Here is a 17,692-nt window from a genome sequence, read left to right as displayed (position 1 = left end):
GTGCTTAACCCGAACGTTTACGGTTGTTGTTGCGCGGGGCACCGCCGCGACGGTTGCTGTTGTTGCCACCGCGACGTGGACCGTTGCCCGAGCGGTTACGCTGCAGGCGTTTCGGTGGCGGCAGGTCGCTCAGCAGGGCGTCGCTGTTGTACTTGCTCACCGGAATACCGTGACCGATGTACTCTTCAATCGCCGGCAGGTTAAGCGCGTACTCTTCACAGGCCAGGCTGATGGAGTGACCGCTGGCGCCAGCACGACCGGTACGGCCAATGCGGTGCACGTAATCTTCGCGATCGTCCGGCAGGTCGTAGTTGAAGACGTGCGTAACTGCCGGGATGTGCAGGCCGCGCGCGGCGACGTCGGTGGCAACGAGGATATCCACATCACCTTTGGTGAAGTCGTCCAGAATGCGCAGGCGTTTTTTCTGCGCCACGTCGCCGGTCAGCAGGCCCACGCGGTGACCATCGGCAGCCAGGTGGCCCCAGATATCTTCACAGCGGTGCTTGGTGTTGGCGAAGACGATGGCGCGGTCCGGCCACTCTTCTTCCAGCAGGGTCTGCAGCAGACGCATCTTCTCTTCGTTCGAAGGGTAGAATAGCTCTTCTTTAATGCGGTGGCCGGTTTTCTGCTCGGGCTCAACTTCAACGTATTCGGCGTTGTTCATGTGCTCGAACGCCAGTTCACGTACGCGATAAGAAAGCGTGGCCGAGAACAGCATACTCAGGCGCTGGGTGGCCGGCGGCATGCGGCGGAACAGCCAGCGAATGTCTTTAATGAAGCCGAGATCGAACATGCGATCTGCTTCATCCAGTACCACGACCTGAATGGCGCCGAGGTTGATGTGATTTTGTTTGGCGTAGTCAATCAGGCGTCCGGTGGTGCCCACCAGAATATCGACGCCGTCTGCCAGCACTTTCAGTTGCTTGTCATAGCCGTCGCCGCCATAGGCCAGGCCCAGCTTCAGACCGGTGGCCTGCGCCAGCGGCTCGGCATCGGCATGAATCTGCACCGCAAGCTCACGCGTCGGTGCCATGATCAGCGCGCGTGGCTGATTAACCTGGCGGCCTTCAGCAGCAGGATGAGAAAGAAGATAATGAAACGTTGACGTCAGGAACGCCATCGTTTTGCCGGTACCGGTTTGCGCCTGACCCGCGACATCACGCCCTGAAAGCGCAAAAGGCAACGCGAGCGCCTGAATCGGCGTGCAGTTATGAAAGCCTTTCTTATCAAGGGCTTCCACTACCTGTGGGTGCAGGGCGAAGTCGGAAAACTTCTGTTCTGTTAAGTGTGTTTTGCTCATAGTGTGGTAGAATATCAGCTTACTATCGCTTTACGAAAGCGTATCCGATGAAATAAAGTCAACCTACGTTGGTATATTTTACGCCAATTCGCCAGGCATAATCTTTGGAGTTAAACATGAGCAGCGATAAAATCGTTCACCTGACCGATGACAGTTTCGACACTGACGTGCTGAAAGCCGACGGTGTGACGCTGGTAGATTTCTGGGCTGAATGGTGTGGTCCTTGCAAAATGATCGCCCCGATTCTCGACGAAGTCGCAGAAGAGTACGACGGTAAGCTTACCATCGCCAAGCTGAACATTGATGAAAACCCAGGTACTGCGCCAAAATACGGTATTCGCGGTATCCCGACCCTGCTGCTGTTCAAGAACGGCGAAGTGGCGGCGACCAAAGTGGGTGCGCTGTCTAAAGGTCAGCTGAAAGAGTTCCTGAACGCTAACCTGGCCTAAGCCCGGCGCGGTGTTTGTTCGGCAGTGGTGAATTTTTTCGCCACTGCTGGACGTCTCCCTTCAGGCGTGTTAAGTTGACCTCACTGCATTACGCACTTACCTTGTAGTTTGCATCTAAAGTTTTCCCTTGTCAGACCCAGCTCGCATTGAACGTTTTCGTGGTTTGGCAATCTGACGGCTAGCACATTCGGCATCACCTTTCGACCGTCTCCTCGCTTCCTATCGCCACATCTGACGATAACCGTCGAGCAGCGTTGAAAAAGAGCCATTAACAGGCATGGAATTTTTGCCATACCATTCACGACAAACATTTCGAGAATTACCCCGAGTTTAAGAACCATCACTATGAATCTTACCGAATTAAAGAATACGCCGGTTTCTGAGCTGATTACTCTCGGCGAAAATATGGGGCTGGAAAACCTGGCGCGTATGCGCAAACAGGACATTATTTTCGCCATCCTGAAACAACACGCGAAGAGCGGCGAAGACATCTTCGGTGATGGTGTGCTGGAGATACTGCAGGATGGATTTGGTTTCCTCCGCTCCGGAGACAGCTCCTACCTCGCCGGTCCCGATGATATCTACGTTTCTCCCAGCCAAATCCGCCGCTTCAACCTCCGCACTGGTGACACCATTTCTGGCAAAATCCGCCCACCGAAAGAAGGTGAACGCTATTTTGCGCTGCTGAAAGTTAACGAAGTTAACTATGACAAGCCAGAAAACGCCCGTAGCAAGATTCTGTTTGAAAACCTGACGCCGCTGCACGCGAACAACCGTCTGCGCATGGAGCGTGGTAACGGTTCGACCGAAGACCTGACGGCGCGCGTGCTGGATCTGGCATCGCCAATCGGTCGTGGTCAGCGTGGTCTGATCGTCGCACCGCCGAAAGCCGGTAAAACCATGCTGCTGCAGAACATCGCGCAGAGCATCGCGTACAACTACCCTGACTGCGTGCTGATGGTGCTGCTGATTGACGAGCGTCCGGAAGAAGTGACCGAAATGCAGCGTCTGGTGAAAGGCGAAGTTATCGCGTCTACCTTTGACGAGCCGGCCTCGCGTCACGTGCAGGTTGCAGAGATGGTGATCGAGAAGGCTAAGCGCCTGGTCGAGCACAAAAAAGACGTTATCATCCTGCTGGACTCCATCACCCGTCTGGCGCGCGCCTACAACACCGTAGTGCCGGCGTCGGGTAAAGTCCTGACCGGTGGTGTTGACGCCAACGCCCTGCATCGTCCGAAGCGTTTCTTCGGTGCGGCACGTAACGTGGAAGAGGGCGGCAGCCTGACCATCATCGCCACCGCGCTGGTTGATACCGGTTCGAAGATGGACGAAGTGATTTACGAAGAGTTTAAAGGCACAGGTAACATGGAACTGCACCTGTCACGTAAAATCGCTGAGAAGCGCGTGTTCCCGGCTATCGATTACAACCGTTCCGGTACGCGTAAAGAAGAGCTGCTCACCTCTCAGGAAGAGCTGCAGAAGATGTGGATCCTGCGCAAAATCATCCATCCGATGGGTGAAATTGATGCGATGGAGTTCCTCATCAATAAACTGGCAATGACCAAAACCAACGACGAATTCTTCGATATGATGAAACGCTCGTAATCTGTTGCCGCCGGTAACGGCCTGAGCCAGCCGGCTAACGGCACAAATTGCCAGGATTTATGACTAACGCCACGTCTTAACGTGGCGTTTTTCATTTGTGGGCATTAGGATTATGCCTGTCAGGAAGCAGACATATTGACTGAGGCAGCAAAGCGGCGGTTTTTTCAGCAAACGCACGCGCTGCGACAGAATTCAGACCAGGGATATACAGCAATGGCGGGAAAATTGCTTATTGTTGCCCATGATTTTAGCTGAGAGCGTTAACGTGAATTTACTCACTATGAGTACTGAGCTTGGTTTAGTATTTCTTTTTTCTTTAGCGTTCCTGTTTTTTGCTCGTAAAGCGGCTAAAAAAATTGGGCTTGTGGACACGCCGAATTCCAGAAAACGACACCATGGCGCCATTCCGTTAGTCGGCGGTATCTCCGTGTATGCGGGGATTTGCTTCGCCTTTGCCATCTCAAATTATTATCTGCCGCACGCCGTGCTGTACCTCTTCTGCGCCGGGGTACTGGTGCTGGTCGGCGCGCTCGATGACCGCTTTGATATCAGCGTCAAAATCCGTGCCGTGGTTCAGGCGGCGATTGCCATCGTGATGATGGTCGGGGCAAAACTCTATTTACTGAGCCTGGGGTTTATCATTGGTCCGGTCGAGCTGATCGTCGGGCCTTTCGGCTATGTGCTGACGCTGTTCGCGGTATGGGCAGCGATCAATGCTTTCAATATGGTGGACGGTATTGATGGCCTGCTGGGTGGCTTATCCTGCGTCACCTTCGCCGCGATGGGCATCATCCTCTATTTTGACGGACAGACCAGCCTGGCGATGTGGTGCTTCGCGATGATCGCCGCCACCATTCCCTACATTCTGCTTAATCTCGGCTTTTTAGGCCGCCGTTATAAAGTGTTTATGGGTGATGCCGGCAGTACCATGATCGGCTTCACCATCATCTGGATTCTGCTGGAAACGACGCAGGGCCTCAGCCATCCCATCACGCCAGTCACCGCCCTGTGGCTGATTGCTATTCCGCTGATGGACATGGTGGCGATCATGTATCGTCGCCTGCGCAAGGGCATGAGCCCGTTCTCGGCCGATCGTCAGCATATCCATCACCTGATCATGCGGGCCGGTTTTACCTCCCGGCAGGCATTTTTATTGATTACCGTGGCCGCCGCGCTGCTGGCCGGGATTGGCGTGCTGGGCGAATATCTGGCATTTATTCCCGAGTGGGTCATGCTGGCGCTATTCCTCGCCGCTTTCCTCCTTTACGGTTATTGCCTGAAACATGCATGGCGCGTCGCGCGCAAAATCCGTCGTATCAAACGTCGCTGGCAAAGCAGCGGCGAAGAGAAAAAATAATTACCCAGATAAGTACCCGGATAAGGACACTTTTGTTATGACCTCTGTCGTTGTGGAGAACGAACTGGATGTACGCGGCCTCAGCTGCACGCTGTGGCGTGGCAAAGGCTGGATTATTGGCCTGGCGCTGCTGTTTGCGCTGCTGGCGTGGCTGGCTTCCATGTTAATGAAGCAATCCTGGAGCGCCACGGCGGTGACCGATCGGCCGACGGTGAATATGCTGGGCGCATTCTTTGTGCAGCAGCAGTTCCTCAATAATCTGGATGTGCGCAACGAGACCGTCAGCCTGAATACGCCAGCGCCGACGGTGATGGATGAGGTCTATCAGGAGTTCACCATGCAGCTGGCGTCGTGGGATACGCGTCGCGATTTCTGGCTGCAGACTGATTACTATAAGAGCCGAAAAAGCGGTAATGCGCACAATGATGCCGCGCTGCTCGACGATCTGATCACCAACATTCAGTTCACCCCGGCTGATACCACCCACAATACGCTGGATAACATTAAGCTGATCGCGGAGACCGCCGGCGACGCCAACAATCTGCTGCGGCAGTACATTGCCTATGCCAGCGAACGCGCCGCGCGCCATCTCAACGATGAGCTTAAAGGTGCGTGGCAGGCGCGCAGCGTGCAGCTGCAGGCGCAGGTCAGTCGTCAGCAGGAAGTGGCACAGGCGGTGTTTGATCGCCGTCGCCAGCGCATCGAGCAGGCGCTGAAAGTAGCCAGCCAGCAGGGCATTAAAGAGAACCGCGCGCCGGTCAGCGGTGAAGCGCTGCCGGACAGCGATCGCTTCCTGCTGGGGCAGCAGATGCTGCAGGCGCAACTGGATACCCTGCAAGCCAGCGGACCTGCTTACGATTTAAGCTATGATCAAAACAGGGCGATGCTCAACACACTGCAGGCCGGGCCGCGCCTGGATAAACCGTTCCAGACCTACCGTTACCTGCGCACGCCGGAAGAGCCGGTCAGCCGCGATAGCCCACGTCGTCTGTTTATGATGGTGATGTGGGGCGCGATCGGTGCGCTGGTGGGTGCCGGCGTAGCGCTGGTGCGTCGTCCGCGTGCAACATTCGCCAACCGTCACTAAGAGAATCCGCGTGAAAGTTCTGACTGTATTTGGCACGCGCCCTGAAGCGATCAAAATGGCTCCGCTGGTGCAGGCACTGGCGCAGGATGCTGCCTTCGAATCGCGCCTGTGCGTGACGGCACAGCATCGTGAAATGCTTGACCAGGTACTGCGCCTGTTCCGGCTGCAGCCCGACTATGACCTCAATATTATGCGGCCCGAACAGGGGCTGACCGAGATCACCAGCCGCATTTTGCAGGGCATGAAAACCGTGCTGGCGGACTTCCAGCCAGACGTCGTGCTGGTGCACGGCGATACCACCACCACCTTTGCCGCCAGCCTGGCCGCGTTTTACCATCAGATTCCGGTGGGCCACGTTGAGGCGGGTCTGCGGACCGGTAACCTGATGTCACCGTGGCCGGAGGAGGCCAACCGCACCCTGACCGGCCATCTCGCCAGCTATCACTTCACGCCGACAGAAAATTCCCGGCAAAACCTGCTGCGCGAAAATCTGCCCGATGCGCGCATTTTCGTCACCGGCAATACGGTGATCGACGCGCTGCTGTGGGTACGCGATCGCGTGCTGGATGATGCCGATCTCAATGCCCGCCTGGCGGCGCGTTACCCGTTCCTTGAGGCCGACAAAAAGCTGATTCTGGTTACCGGCCATCGGCGCGAAAGCTTTGGCGAAGGCTTTGAACGCATCTGCAGCGCGCTGGCGCAGCTGGCGCGTCAGCATCCGCAGCTGCAAATTGTCTATCCGGTGCACCTCAACCCTAACGTCAGCGAGCCGGTGAACCGTATTCTGAGCGGTATCAACAACATCATTCTGATTGAGCCGCAGGAGTACCTGCCGTTTGTCTGGCTGATGAATCGCGCCTGGCTGATTCTTACCGATTCCGGTGGCATCCAGGAAGAGGCGCCGTCGCTGGGCAAACCGGTGCTGGTGATGCGCGAAACCACCGAGCGGCCGGAAGCGGTCGCGGCCGGTACGGTGAAGCTGGTCGGCACCGACGTGAATAAAATTGTTGCTGAAGTCAGCCTGCTATTGCAGGACGACGAGGCGTGGCAGGCGATGAGTCGCGCGCACAATCCGTATGGCGACGGCCATGCCTGCGCGCGCATCCTGCAGGCACTTAAACAACACAGAGTTTAACTATGCGTTTTTCAACCATTTCCGTTATCGGACTGGGCTACATTGGGCTGCCGACGGCAGCCGTTTTTGCGTCGCACGGGAAACAGGTCATCGGCGTGGATATCAATGCGCGCGCGGTGGAAACCATTAATCGCGGCGAAATTCATATCGTCGAGCCTGAGCTGGGCGACGTAGTACGTGCAGCGGTGCACAACGGCAACCTGCGCGCCACCACCCAGCCTGAAGCTGCCGACGCCTTTCTGATTGCCGTGCCGACGCCGTTTGTCGGCGATCATCAGCCGGATCTCAGCTACGTGCAGGCGGCTGCGCTGTCGATTGCGCCGGTGCTGAAGGCCGGCGATCTGGTCATCCTCGAATCAACTTCGCCGGTGGGCGCTACTGAACAGATGGCGCAATGGCTGGCGGCGGCGCGCCCGGATCTGCGCTTCCCGCAGCATGGCGAGCAGCCTGACGTGTTTATCGCTTACTGCCCGGAGCGCGTGCTGCCGGGGAAAGTGATGGTCGAGTTGCTGGAAAATGACCGTGTGATTGGCGGCATGACGCCGGCCTGTTCGGCGCGCGCCAGCGAGCTGTATCGCATTTTCCTGCGCGGCGAGTGTGTGGAAACTAACGCGCGCACCGCAGAGATGTGCAAGCTGACGGAAAACAGTTTCCGCGATGTGAACATCGCCTTTGCCAATGAACTGTCGCTGATCTGCGCCGAACAGGGGATCAACGTGTGGGAACTGATTGCGCTGGCGAACCGCCATCCGCGCGTCAATATCCTGCAGCCGGGACCGGGCGTTGGCGGCCACTGCATTGCGGTCGACCCGTGGTTTATCGTGGCGCAAAACCCGCAGCAGGCACGGCTGATCCGGACCGCGCGTGAGGTTAACGATGCCAAGCCGGGCTGGGTGCTGGATCAGGTTAAACGGGCGCTGGCCGAGTGTCTGACGGCCAGCGGCAAGCGTGCCACGGACGTGACCATTGCCTGCTTCGGTCTGGCATTCAAACCTAATATCGATGACCTGCGTGAAAGCCCGGCGATGTCGGTGGCGCAGCGTATTGCGGGCTGGCACAGCGGCCGCACCTGGGTGGTCGAGCCGCATGTGGCGGATATTCCGCCGCAGCTCGCCGAACGCGCTACGCTGGTGTCGCTGGCTGATGCCCTGCAACACGCCGACATTCTGGTGATGCTGGTCGATCATGCGCAGTTCCGCGCCGTCACCCCTGAACAGGTGACGCAGTCGTGGATTGTGGATACCAAAGGAGTCTGGCGATGAAACAGTTTTTAGTCACCGGCGGCGCCGGTTTTATTGGCTCCGCGCTGGTGCGCTTCCTGATTGCCAATACCGACCACCGGGTGGTGGTGGTGGATAAGCTGAGCTATGCCGGCAATCTGGCGTCGCTGGCACCGGTCGAGCAGGATGCGCGCTTTGCTTTTGAGCAGGTCGATATCTGCGACCGCGCCGCGCTGGATCGCGTGCTGGCGCAGTACCAGCCGGACTGCATCATGCATCTGGCGGCTGAGAGTCACGTGGACCGCTCGATTGACGGACCAATCGCCTTTGTCGAAACCAATATTGTCGGCACCTACCAGCTGCTGGAGGCGACGCGCCATTACTGGAACGGCATGACGGATGAGCGCAAGAAAGGCTTCATCCTGCACCACATCTCTACTGACGAGGTGTTTGGCGATCTGCACGGCACGGAAGATTTCTTTACCGAAACCACGCCGTACGCCCCGAGCAGCCCTTATTCGGCGACCAAAGCCAGCAGCGACCATCTGGTGCGCGCGTGGCTGCGCACCTACGGACTGCCTGTGGTGGTCACCAACTGTTCCAACAACTACGGGCCTTACCATTTCCCGGAAAAACTGATTCCCCTCACCATTATCAATGCGCTGGCCGGTAAGCCGCTGCCGGTGTACGGCAACGGCAGCCAGATTCGTGACTGGCTGTATGTGGAAGATCACGCCCGCGCGCTGTACACCGTGGTCAGCAGCGGCAAAGTGGGCGAGACCTACAACATTGGCGGCCACAACGAGCGGCGCAATATTGAGGTGGTGGAGACGCTGTGTGATTTGCTGGATGAGCTGGCACCGCAACAGCGCGCTGCCGGGCTGAGCAGCTACCGGGAACTGATCACCTTTGTTCACGATCGTCCCGGCCACGACCTGCGCTATGCCATTGATGCCAGTAAAATCGCCCGTGAACTGGGCTGGACGCCGCAGGAAACATTCGACAGCGGCATCCGCAAAACCGTGCAGTGGTATCTGGCCAATCCGCAGTGGTGGCAGGCGATTCTCAACGGCAGTTATCGCGGCGAGCGTCTGGGCTTAGCCACCCCGCATTAAGCACGCATGCAGGAGGAGCAACGATGAAAGGTATCATCTTAGCCGGTGGCTCGGGCACACGCCTGCACCCGATAACCCGGGCGATATCCAAGCAGCTGCTGCCGGTGTACGACAAACCGATGATCTACTATCCGCTGTCGGTGCTGATGCTGGCGGGGATTCGCGACATTCTTATTATTACCACGCCGGACGATCGCGCCCATTTTGAGCGGCTGCTGGGTGACGGCAGTGAATTTGGCCTGCAGCTGCAGTATGCCGAGCAGCCGAGCCCGGATGGCCTGGCGCAGGCCTTTATCATCGGTGAATCCTTCATTGGTGACGACAGCTGTTGTCTGGTGCTGGGCGACAATCTCTACTTCGGCCAGGGCTTCAGTCCGAAACTGAAAAAGGTGGCCGCGCGCAGTCGCGGTGCCACGGTCTTTGCCTATCAGGTCATGGATCCGGAACGTTTTGGGGTGGTGGAGTTTGATGACGACTTCAACGCGCTGTCGATTGAAGAGAAGCCGCAGCAGCCGAAATCGCGCTGGGCAGTCACCGGCCTCTACTTTTACGACAACCGCGTGGTGGAGTTTGCGAAGCAGGTGCAGCCTTCGGCGCGCGGCGAGCTGGAAATTACCGCCATCAACCAGATGTATCTGGAGCAGGGCGAACTGGCGGTGGAGCTGCTGGGGCGCGGCTTTGCCTGGCTGGACACCGGCACCCACGACAGCCTGATTGAGGCCAGCGTGTTCGTGCAAACGGTGGAGAAACGCCAGGGCTTTAAAATTGCCTGCCTCGAAGAGATTGCCTGGCGCAACGGCTGGCTGAGCGATGAGCAGCTGCTGGCAGCGGCACAGGCGTTGACCAAAACCGGCTACGGCCAGTATCTGCTGGATATTCTGCATGCCCGTCCGCGTCAGTATTGATCCCCTTGCGTGGGAGAGCGACTTCTTCCGCTGCGCCACGGCGCGGCTGACGCTGGACGGCGATGTGCCGCTGGCCGAGGCGCTGCAGCAGCCTTACACGCTGTGGCAGGTTAAGGTGCCGGCGCAGGACAGCGCGGCGATAGATGCGCTGAGCCAGCATGGTTTTCAGCTGGTGGAAGGCGAAGCGGATCTGGCGATCAATATCAAACGCACCGAACGGCAGACCGGCGTGCGCATCGCGCGCGAAGCGCAGATCCCGCAGTTGCGCGCGGCAGCGGCCCAGGCGTTTAGCCAGAGCCGTTTTCGTGCTCCCTGGTTTGACGCTGAAGACAGCGGCCGCTTCTACGCACAGTGGATTGAGAACGCGGTGCGCGGCACTTTTGATCACCAGTGTCTGATCGCCTGCGACGAGCAGGGCGCGCTGCAGGGGTTCGTCTCCATGCGCGAAGTCGCTGGTGACGCGCGTATCGGTCTGCTGGCGGTGCTGCCGGCGGCGCAGGGCAACGGCGTCGGGCAGCGTTTGTTGCTGGCGGCAGCCGACTGGGGCCGGGTGCGCCAGCTCGAACGTCTGCGGGTCGCAACCCAGCTCAGCAATCTTACGGCGATGCGCCTCTATTTACGCAGCGGTGCCCGGCTGGAAAGCACCGCCTACTGGTTTTACAGGAAAGCCTGATGATCCCATTTAACGCGCCCCCGGTTGTGGGCACCGAAGTTGACTATATGCAGTCGGCGATGGCCAGCGGCAAGCTGTGCGGCGACGGCGGTTTTACCCGGCGCTGTCAGCAGTGGATGGAGCAGCACTTTGGCAGCAAAAAAGTGCTGCTGACGCCCTCGTGCACCGCTTCGCTGGAGATGGCCGCGCTGCTGATCGATATCCAGCCCGGCGATGAAGTGATCATGCCGAGCTACACCTTTGTCTCCACCGCCAACGCCTTCGTGCTGCGCGGTGCCACCATTGTGTTTGTCGACGTGCGTCCGGATACGCTGAATATCGACGAAACGCAGATTGAAGCGGCAATCACGCCGAAAACGCGCGCCATCGTGCCGGTACATTATGCGGGCGTGGCGTGCGAGATGGATACCATCATGGCGCTGGCGGCGAAGCACCAGCTGTATGTGATTGAAGATGCGGCGCAGGGCGTGATGTCGCAGTACAAAGGGCGCGCGCTGGGCACCATCGGCCATATTGGCTGCTTTAGCTTCCATGAGACGAAAAACTACACCGCTGGCGGTGAAGGCGGCGCCACGCTGATCAACGAGGCGAAACTGATCGAGCGTGCGGAGATCATCCGCGAAAAAGGCACCAACCGCAGCCAGTTCTTCCGTGGACAGGTGGATAAATATACCTGGCGCGATATTGGTTCCAGCTACCTGATGGCGGATTTGCAGGCGGCTTATCTGTGGGCACAGCTGGAAGCGGCGGAACGCATCAATCAGCAGCGTCTGCGCCTGTGGCAGAACTATTACGACGCGCTGCAGCCGCTGGCGGCCGGCGGGCGCATTGCGTTACCGGCGGTGCCGGCCAGTTGCCGTCACAACGCCCACATGTTCTATCTCAAATTGCGCGACAGCGAGGATCGCCAGGCACTGATTAACTGGATGAAGGAAGCGGAGATCCTCACCGTGTTCCACTATATCCCGCTGCACTCCTCACCGGCCGGCACGCGTTTTGGCCGCTTCCACGGCACGGATGCGTTCACTACGCGCGAGAGCGAGCGCCTGCTGCGGCTGCCGCTGTTCTACAACCTGTCGGACAACAACCAGCGTACGGTAATCAGTTCGCTGCTGAGCTTCTTTGCCTGATGTCGTTAGCCAGAGCCTCAGTGTGGACCGCCTCGTCCACGCTGGTAAAAATTGTCGCTGGCCTGCTGGTGGTGAAACTGCTGGCGGTGAGCTTCGGCCCCGAGGGCGTCGGCCAGGCGGGTAACTTTCGCCAGCTGATTACCGTGCTCGGCGTGCTGGCCGGCGCGGGTATCTTTAACGGCGTAACCACCTATGTCGCGCAGTTCCGCCAGCAGCCGGCGCAGCTGCGTGCAGTGACCGGCACTGCGTCAGCAATGGTGCTGGGGTTTTCCACGCTGCTGGCGCTGCTGTTCCTGCTGGCGGCGGAGCCCATCAGCCGGGCGCTGTTTGGTCACGCCGCCTGGCAAAACGTGGTGCGTATCGTCGCCTTTTTGCAGCTGGGCATTGCCTGGGCCAACCTGACACTGGCGTTGCTGAAAGGTTTTCGCGATGCGCGCGGTAACGCGCTGGCGCTGATCGCCGGCAGCCTGATCGGCGTGGTGGGTTATGTGCTGTGCTGGTGGCTGGGTGGCTATGCCGGTGCGCTGGTCGGGCTGGCGCTGGTGCCGGCGCTGCTGGTCGGGCCGGCGCTGTGGATGCTGCGACGCCACCGCGAGGAACTGCCGCTGCGCTGGCTGATGCCGCAGTGGCAGCCGGCGCTGGCGCGTAATCTGGCCAAATTTACCCTGATGGCGCTGATGACGGCCGTGACCCTGCCGGTAGCCTGGGTGATGATGCGTAATCTGCTGGCGCAGCAGCAGGGCTGGGCGCAGGTCGGGCTGTGGCAGGGCGTCACCAGCATCTCCGATGCGTATCTGCAATTTATCACCGCCACGTTCAGCGTCTGGCTGCTGCCAACGCTGGCGCGGCTGGAGCATAAAGCTGACATCGCGCGCGAAATTGGCCGTGCGCTGCGCTTTGTGTTGCCGGCGGTGGCGGCGGCCAGCTTTTGCGTCTGGCTGCTGCGCGATGTCGCCATCTGGCTGCTGTTTTCCCCGCAGTTCAGCGCCATGCGCGATCTTTTTGTCTGGCAGTTGTGCGGTGACGTCTTTAAAGTAGGCGCCTATGTTTTCGGATACCTGGTGATCGCCAAAGCCTCACTGCGCTTTTATATTCTCACGGAAATCAGCCAGTTTGTGCTGCTGACCGCCTTTGCGCACTGGCTGATCCCACTGCACGGAACGGCGGGCGCGGCGCAGGCTTATATGGCGACCTACGTGCTCTACTTTGCCCTTTGCTGTGGCGCTTTCTTGATTTATTGCCGGAAAAAATGACGCTATTTCACGTGCTGGGCTCCGATATCCCGCATCACAATCACACGCTGCTGCGCTTCTTTAACGACGTCATGAGCGTTGAATCGCCAGCCGACGCGCCGCGTCAGTTTATGGTGGTATCGGCCGCGCCGGATACCCTGCTGGCCTATCCTCAGCTGCAGATCGACGTGTATCCCAGTAAACGCGCGCTGGCGCAGGCGGTGATCGCACGCGCCGCCGATCGCCGTCAGCGCTTCTTCTTTCACGGCCAGTTCAATCCGCGCCTGTGGCTGGCACTGCTCAGCGGCAAGCTGCGGCGACAGCAGGCGTTCTGGCACGTCTGGGGCGCCGATCTCTACGAAGAGGGCGCCGGGCTGAAGTACCGCCTGTTTTATCTGCTGCGGCGTATCGCCCAGGGGCGCATGGCGCAGGTGTTTGCCACGCGCGGCGATCTGCACTTTTTCCAGCAGCGCCATCCGCGCGTACCCACTTCGCTGCTCTATTTTCCAACGCGCATGCCGGAGGCCGCGATACCCGCCCCTGCCGCCAGCGACAGCTTTAGCATTCTGCTCGGCAACTCGGGCGATCGCAGCAACCGGCACATTGAAGGATTGCAGGCGATTCGCCGCCAGTTTGGTGAGCAGGTTAACGTGGTGATCCCGCTCGGTTATCCGGCCAGCAACTATGAGTACATCGATGAGATTGATGCTGCCGCGCAGCGCCTGTTTCCGCGCGGCCAGGTGACGCTGCTGCGCGACAAAATCGACTTCACTGCCTATCTGCAATTGCTGAGTCGCTGTCAGCTCGGTTATTTTATGTTCGAGCGTCAGCAGGGCATCGGTACGCTGTGCCTGCTGATTCAGGCCGGCATTCCGTTTGTGGTTAACCGTAAGAATCCGTTCTGGCGTGACCTGAGCGAGCAGGGGCTGCCGGTGTTATTTAGCGCTGACGCGCTGGATCGCACGCGCGTGGCGGAGGCGCAGCGTCAGCTGGCGCAGTGCGATTGTTCTGCTATCGCCTTTTTTGCCCCGGGCTATCTGGCGGGATGGCGCCACGCGCTGGCGGAGAGTGAAAGGGAGTCGACATGAGCCTGCTGCAGTTTAGTGGTCTGCTGGTGGTGTATCTGTTTTCGCTGGGCTTCATTCTGACGCTGACCTGGCGCGAATTTAAACGGGTGCGTTTTAATTTCCACCTGTTTTTTACCCTGCTGTTTTTACTGACATTTTACTTTGGCTTTCCGCTGACCAGCGTGCTGGTATTCCGCTTTAACGTCAGCGTGGTGCCGGCAGACTATCTGCTGCAGGCGCTGCTGGCCGCCACCAGTTTCTACGCCATCTATTACGTCAGCTACAAAGTGCGGCTGCGGCCTGCGCAGGCGGCGCCGCGCAAACCCTGGCTGACGATGAACCGGGTGGAAACCCATCTGACCTGCCTGCTGCTGGCGCTGGTGGCGGTGGGAACCGTCACGGTGTTCTTTATGCATAACGGCCTGCTGCTGTTCCGGCTGTCGGCTTATAACCAGATCTTCTCCAGCGAAGTGTCCGGCGTGGCGCTCAAGCGTTTTTTCTACTTCTTCATTCCGGCGATGCTGATCCGCTATTTCCTTAATCCTACCCAGCGCCAGTGGCTGCTGTTTTTGCTGATCACGGTGGCGTTTGGTCTGCTGACCTATGCGCTGGTGGGCGGGACGCGCGCCAATATCATCATCGCCTTTGCGCTGTTCCTGTTCATCGGCATTACGCGCGGCTGGATTACGCTGTGGATGCTGGTGGGAGCCGGCGTGATGGCGATTGGCGGCATGTTCTGGCTGGCGCTGCGTCGTTACAATCTCGACGTGGTGGGTGATGAAGCGTTTTACACGTTTCTCTATCTGACGCGCGACACCTTTTCGCCGTGGGAAAACCTTGCGCTGCTGCTGCAGAATTACGACAAAATCGATTTTCAGGGGCTGGCCCCGATCTGGCGTGATTTCTACGTGTTTATCCCGGGCTGGCTGTGGCCGGATCGGCCATCGATGGTGCTCAACAGCGCCAACTATTTCACCTGGGAAGTGCTGAATAACCACTCCGGGCTGGCGATTTCACCCACGTTGCTCGGGTCGCTGCTGATCATGGGCGGTGCAGGCTTTATTCCCCTTGGGGCGATAGCGGTCGGGCTGTTGATGAAAGGGTTTGATTCTCTCTACCAGCAGGGGCGCGAAGCTGGCAACCGCTACAGCGGTGCCATTTTGCAAAGCTTCTGCTTTGGCGCGGTGTTCAATATGATCGTGCTGGCGCGCGAAGGGCTGGATGCCTTCGGCTCGCGCGTGGTGTTCTTTTGCCTGATTTTCGCCGCCTGCGTTGGGCTGGCGAAGTTACTTTTCTGGCTGTTAGCGCGTGCCGGGCTGATTCGCCCGCGCGCGGAGCCAGTTTTATCGCGCTCTGCTTAACCTCCGGGCCTGACGGGAAATACCGACCATGGAAACCGACCATCCGCGTTATACCCTGCGCGGCATCGATTTACACGCTTTCGCCGATATGGCGAGCTTTCTTCACTTTCTGCTGCCGGACGGCAAGCCGCGCAGCGGCACGCTGGTGGCGATCAACGCCGAAAAGATGCTGACGCTGGAAGAGGATGCCCAGCTGCGCGCGCTGATCGCCGCCGCGGAGATCAAATACCCGGACGGCATCAGCATTGTGCGTTCGCTGCGAAAAAAATACCCGCAGCTGACGGTGAACCGCATCGCCGGCGCCGATCTGTGGGAAGCGCTGATGGAACAGGCGGGCCGCAGCGGTATTCCGGTGTTTTTAATCGGCGGGCGTGAGCAGGTGCTGCAGGAAACCTGCGATAAATTACGCCGTCAGTGGAATGTCAACATCGTGGGCAGCCAGAACGGCTACTTCGCTCCAGCCGAACGCGAGGCGCTATTTGCGCGCATTGCCGCCAGCGGGGCGCAGATTGTGACCGTGGCGCAGGGATCGCCGCGCCAGGAGCTGCTGATGCGCGACTGTCGCGAACACTGGCCGCACGCGCTGTATATGGGCGTCGGCGGCACCTATGATGTCTTTACCGGCCACGTCACGCGTGCGCCGCGCATCTGGCAGCAATTAGGGCTGGAGTGGCTGTATCGCCTGATACGTCAGCCATCACGCTGGCGTCGTCAGTTAAAACTGCTGAAATATTTACGCTATCACTGGCGCGGCGATCTGTAACGCGGCAGGAATAGTGCTGTAATTCCGGCAGGTTAAGCAGGCAAATTGCGTTATTTATCGACGGAATGCACAAAGCGTAAGCAAACGCGATTTTTTTATGAAAAAGCACTGGACAGCCTGGAGTCAAATACGTAGTATGCCCATCCGCAACGGCGCTACGCGCCCGTAGCTCAGCTGGATAGAGCGCTGCCCTCCGGAGGCAGAGGTCTCAGGTTCGAATCCTGTCGGGCGCGCCATTTAGTTTGTGCGCAAGAGCTTCGGTGGTTGGTTTAACCGCGTTATGCAGTGCATTAAGTAAGCGGTTACGCTTACGCACCAGAATTATGGTGGCTATAGCTCAGTTGGTAGAGCCCTGGATTGTGATTCCAGTTGTCGTGGGTTCGAGTCCCATTAGCCACCCCAGATTTTGCTGGGACATGCGAAGGTGGCGGAATTGGTAGACGCGCTAGCTTCAGGTGTTAGTGTTCTTACGGACGTGAGGGTTCAAGTCCCTCTCTTCGCACCAGGCAAAACAAGTAAGCAGTAACAGGCAGTACAAAATCGGCGAGTAGCGCAGCTTGGTAGCGCAACTGGTTTGGGACCAGTGGGTCGGAGGTTCGAATCCTCTCTCGCCGACCATCATTTAAGAAACCTGCTTTGCAAAAAGCAGGTTTTTTTCGGCTGTAGGAAATAGAGGATGAGAACCTCCGAAGGAGGTTTGAGCCGAGCGCAGCGAGACAACGTTGCGTCAGCAACGGCCCGCAGGGCGCTTCTCGCAGAGAAGCGTAATCCTCTCTCGCCGACCATATTCGAAAAGCCCGCTTTGCAAAAAGCGGGCTTTTTTCGTTCGTAGCAAAAGAGGATGAGAACCTCCGAAGGAGGTTTGCGCCGGGCGCAGCGATTGTCGCTATTACGCGACATATAACCTGCTGATTTTTAATAGTCTTACCTTTCCTTGCACAGCCTGTCGCTCAGCGGAGACAGCTTTAAACCGGTCTGTCGCGTTTTCGCGACATCGTAACCGCTGTTAGCAGGCAGGGGTCATCTAACTGACTGATATAAAATAACTTCCCGTGATTCATGCCATTCTGGCACGCTTTGTGCAATAATCTCAGCGTAGATGCTCATTCCACCTCTTATGTTTGCTAATGCTACATAAACCTGGGAATGATGCAGAGCCCCTTACGGTATCCGTTGTCCAGCTGGCAGTAACGTGTACGCGCTACTGCAGTAAGAAGGACATTACGTTGAGTCGGATACCATCAGTTGTCTTACCGACCTGATCTTACACCTGCTTCTGGCAGGTGTTTTTTT

General features: G+C 58.3%; 15 protein-coding genes, 4 tRNA genes and 1 other RNA gene. 19 read left to right on the top strand and 1 reads right to left on the bottom strand.

Annotated elements, in window-relative coordinates; translation table 11 throughout:
• Positions 1–4: 4 nt before the first annotated feature.
• The gene (gene rhlB, locus FT726_RS02585) at positions 5–1,300 is read right to left on the bottom strand and encodes an ATP-dependent RNA helicase RhlB (RefSeq protein ID WP_031279615.1); all 1,296 of its coding nucleotides are present in this window, start codon (positions 1,298–1,300) and stop codon (positions 5–7) included.
• A 116-nt stretch (positions 1,301–1,416) separates the two neighbouring features.
• On the opposite strand from rhlB, the gene trxA reads away from it, so the two are divergent.
• The 19 genes from trxA to FT726_RS02490 all read left to right on the top strand — a co-directional run bounded on the left by trxA (position 1,417) and on the right by FT726_RS02490 (position 17,184).
• Positions 1,417–1,749, top strand: coding sequence for a thioredoxin TrxA (gene trxA, locus FT726_RS02580; protein WP_021313352.1), 333 nt, complete (start codon positions 1,417–1,419; stop codon positions 1,747–1,749).
• A 345-nt stretch (positions 1,750–2,094) separates the two neighbouring features.
• Positions 2,095–3,354 (top strand): transcription termination factor Rho, encoded by a 1,260-nt coding sequence (gene rho, locus FT726_RS02575; RefSeq protein WP_021506991.1) that lies wholly within the window; start codon positions 2,095–2,097, stop codon positions 3,352–3,354.
• A 280-nt stretch (positions 3,355–3,634) separates the two neighbouring features.
• The gene (gene wecA, locus FT726_RS02570; protein ID WP_021506990.1) at positions 3,635–4,711 is read left to right on the top strand and encodes a UDP-N-acetylglucosamine--undecaprenyl-phosphate N-acetylglucosaminephosphotransferase; all 1,077 of its coding nucleotides are present in this window, start codon (positions 3,635–3,637) and stop codon (positions 4,709–4,711) included.
• Between the two features lie 37 nt (positions 4,712–4,748).
• A complete protein-coding gene (gene wzzE / locus FT726_RS02565) occupies positions 4,749–5,798 on the top strand; it encodes an ECA polysaccharide chain length modulation protein (RefSeq protein WP_346302368.1) in 1,050 nt (349 codons plus the stop codon).
• Positions 5,799–5,808: 10 nt separating this feature from the next.
• Entirely contained in the window at positions 5,809–6,933 is a 1,125-nt protein-coding gene (gene wecB / locus FT726_RS02560) for a non-hydrolyzing UDP-N-acetylglucosamine 2-epimerase (RefSeq protein WP_166712334.1), read from the top strand.
• A gap of 2 nt (positions 6,934–6,935) precedes the next feature.
• Positions 6,936–8,195: a UDP-N-acetyl-D-mannosamine dehydrogenase gene (gene wecC, locus FT726_RS02555; RefSeq protein WP_346302367.1), complete on the top strand. Its 1,260-nt coding sequence runs from the start codon at positions 6,936–6,938 to the stop codon at positions 8,193–8,195.
• A complete protein-coding gene (rffG, locus tag FT726_RS02550) occupies positions 8,192–9,268 on the top strand; it encodes a dTDP-glucose 4,6-dehydratase (RefSeq protein ID WP_215800478.1) in 1,077 nt (358 codons plus the stop codon). The genes wecC and rffG overlap by 4 nt, the downstream gene beginning before the upstream one ends.
• Positions 9,269–9,291: 23 nt before the next feature.
• On the top strand, positions 9,292–10,173 hold the full coding sequence (gene rfbA, locus FT726_RS02545; RefSeq protein WP_288421150.1) for a glucose-1-phosphate thymidylyltransferase RfbA: 882 nt from the start codon (positions 9,292–9,294) through the stop codon (positions 10,171–10,173).
• Positions 10,151–10,846, top strand: coding sequence for a dTDP-4-amino-4,6-dideoxy-D-galactose acyltransferase (gene rffC, locus FT726_RS02540; RefSeq protein WP_058758102.1), 696 nt, complete (start codon positions 10,151–10,153; stop codon positions 10,844–10,846). The genes rfbA and rffC overlap by 23 nt, the downstream gene beginning before the upstream one ends.
• Entirely contained in the window at positions 10,846–11,976 is a 1,131-nt protein-coding gene (gene rffA, locus FT726_RS02535) for a dTDP-4-amino-4,6-dideoxygalactose transaminase (protein WP_346302366.1), read from the top strand. Before rffC ends, rffA begins: the two co-directional genes overlap by 1 nt.
• A complete protein-coding gene (gene wzxE / locus FT726_RS02530; protein WP_058758104.1) occupies positions 11,976–13,229 on the top strand; it encodes a lipid III flippase WzxE in 1,254 nt (417 codons plus the stop codon). Before rffA ends, wzxE begins: the two co-directional genes overlap by 1 nt.
• The gene (locus FT726_RS02525) at positions 13,226–14,296 is read left to right on the top strand and encodes a TDP-N-acetylfucosamine:lipid II N-acetylfucosaminyltransferase (RefSeq protein ID WP_346302365.1); all 1,071 of its coding nucleotides are present in this window, start codon (positions 13,226–13,228) and stop codon (positions 14,294–14,296) included. The genes wzxE and FT726_RS02525 overlap by 4 nt, the downstream gene beginning before the upstream one ends.
• A complete protein-coding gene (gene wzyE, locus FT726_RS02520) occupies positions 14,293–15,636 on the top strand; it encodes an ECA oligosaccharide polymerase (protein ID WP_021506980.1) in 1,344 nt (447 codons plus the stop codon). The genes FT726_RS02525 and wzyE overlap by 4 nt, the downstream gene beginning before the upstream one ends.
• A gap of 28 nt (positions 15,637–15,664) precedes the next feature.
• Positions 15,665–16,399, top strand: coding sequence for a lipopolysaccharide N-acetylmannosaminouronosyltransferase (gene wecG / locus FT726_RS02515; RefSeq protein ID WP_021506979.1), 735 nt, complete (start codon positions 15,665–15,667; stop codon positions 16,397–16,399).
• Positions 16,400–16,558: 159 nt separating this feature from the next.
• Positions 16,559–16,635 (top strand) — tRNA-Arg (locus FT726_RS02510).
• Between the two features lie 90 nt (positions 16,636–16,725).
• Positions 16,726–16,801 (top strand) — tRNA-His (locus FT726_RS02505).
• Between the two features lie 16 nt (positions 16,802–16,817).
• Positions 16,818–16,904 (top strand) — tRNA-Leu (locus FT726_RS02500).
• A 36-nt stretch (positions 16,905–16,940) separates the two neighbouring features.
• A tRNA-Pro gene (locus FT726_RS02495) sits at positions 16,941–17,017 on the top strand.
• Positions 17,018–17,054: 37 nt separating this feature from the next.
• Positions 17,055–17,184, top strand: a non-coding RNA gene (locus FT726_RS02490) — RtT sRNA.
• The last annotated feature ends 508 nt before the right edge of the window (positions 17,185–17,692 follow it).

Source organism: Pantoea sp. Morm, from assembly GCF_016643525.1.
In the GTDB taxonomy this organism is placed as follows: Bacteria; Pseudomonadota; Gammaproteobacteria; order Enterobacterales; family Enterobacteriaceae; genus Pantoea; species Pantoea dispersa.
Note: the sequence above shows the minus strand (reverse complement) of the source record. Positions and strands in the feature narration are given on the sequence as shown.

Excerpts from the sequence above, each read along its gene's own strand:
- rhlB (WP_031279615.1), bottom strand. The coding sequence starts at position 1,300 with ATGAGCAAAACACACTTAACAGAACAGAAGTTTTCCGACTTCGCCCTG.
- trxA (WP_021313352.1), top strand. The coding sequence starts at position 1,417 with ATGAGCAGCGATAAAATCGTTCACCTGACCGATGACAGTTTCGACACT.
- rho (WP_021506991.1), top strand. The coding sequence starts at position 2,095 with ATGAATCTTACCGAATTAAAGAATACGCCGGTTTCTGAGCTGATTACT.
- wecA (WP_021506990.1), top strand. The coding sequence starts at position 3,635 with ATGAGTACTGAGCTTGGTTTAGTATTTCTTTTTTCTTTAGCGTTCCTG.
- wzzE (WP_346302368.1), top strand. The coding sequence starts at position 4,749 with ATGACCTCTGTCGTTGTGGAGAACGAACTGGATGTACGCGGCCTCAGC.
- wecC (WP_346302367.1), top strand. The coding sequence starts at position 6,936 with ATGCGTTTTTCAACCATTTCCGTTATCGGACTGGGCTACATTGGGCTG.
- rffG (WP_215800478.1), top strand. The coding sequence starts at position 8,192 with ATGAAACAGTTTTTAGTCACCGGCGGCGCCGGTTTTATTGGCTCCGCG.
- rfbA (WP_288421150.1), top strand. The coding sequence starts at position 9,292 with ATGAAAGGTATCATCTTAGCCGGTGGCTCGGGCACACGCCTGCACCCG.
- rffC (WP_058758102.1), top strand. The coding sequence starts at position 10,151 with ATGCCCGTCCGCGTCAGTATTGATCCCCTTGCGTGGGAGAGCGACTTC.
- rffA (WP_346302366.1), top strand. The coding sequence starts at position 10,846 with ATGATCCCATTTAACGCGCCCCCGGTTGTGGGCACCGAAGTTGACTAT.
- wzxE (WP_058758104.1), top strand. The coding sequence starts at position 11,976 with ATGTCGTTAGCCAGAGCCTCAGTGTGGACCGCCTCGTCCACGCTGGTA.
- FT726_RS02525 (WP_346302365.1), top strand. The coding sequence starts at position 13,226 with ATGACGCTATTTCACGTGCTGGGCTCCGATATCCCGCATCACAATCAC.
- wzyE (WP_021506980.1), top strand. The coding sequence starts at position 14,293 with ATGAGCCTGCTGCAGTTTAGTGGTCTGCTGGTGGTGTATCTGTTTTCG.
- wecG (WP_021506979.1), top strand. The coding sequence starts at position 15,665 with ATGGAAACCGACCATCCGCGTTATACCCTGCGCGGCATCGATTTACAC.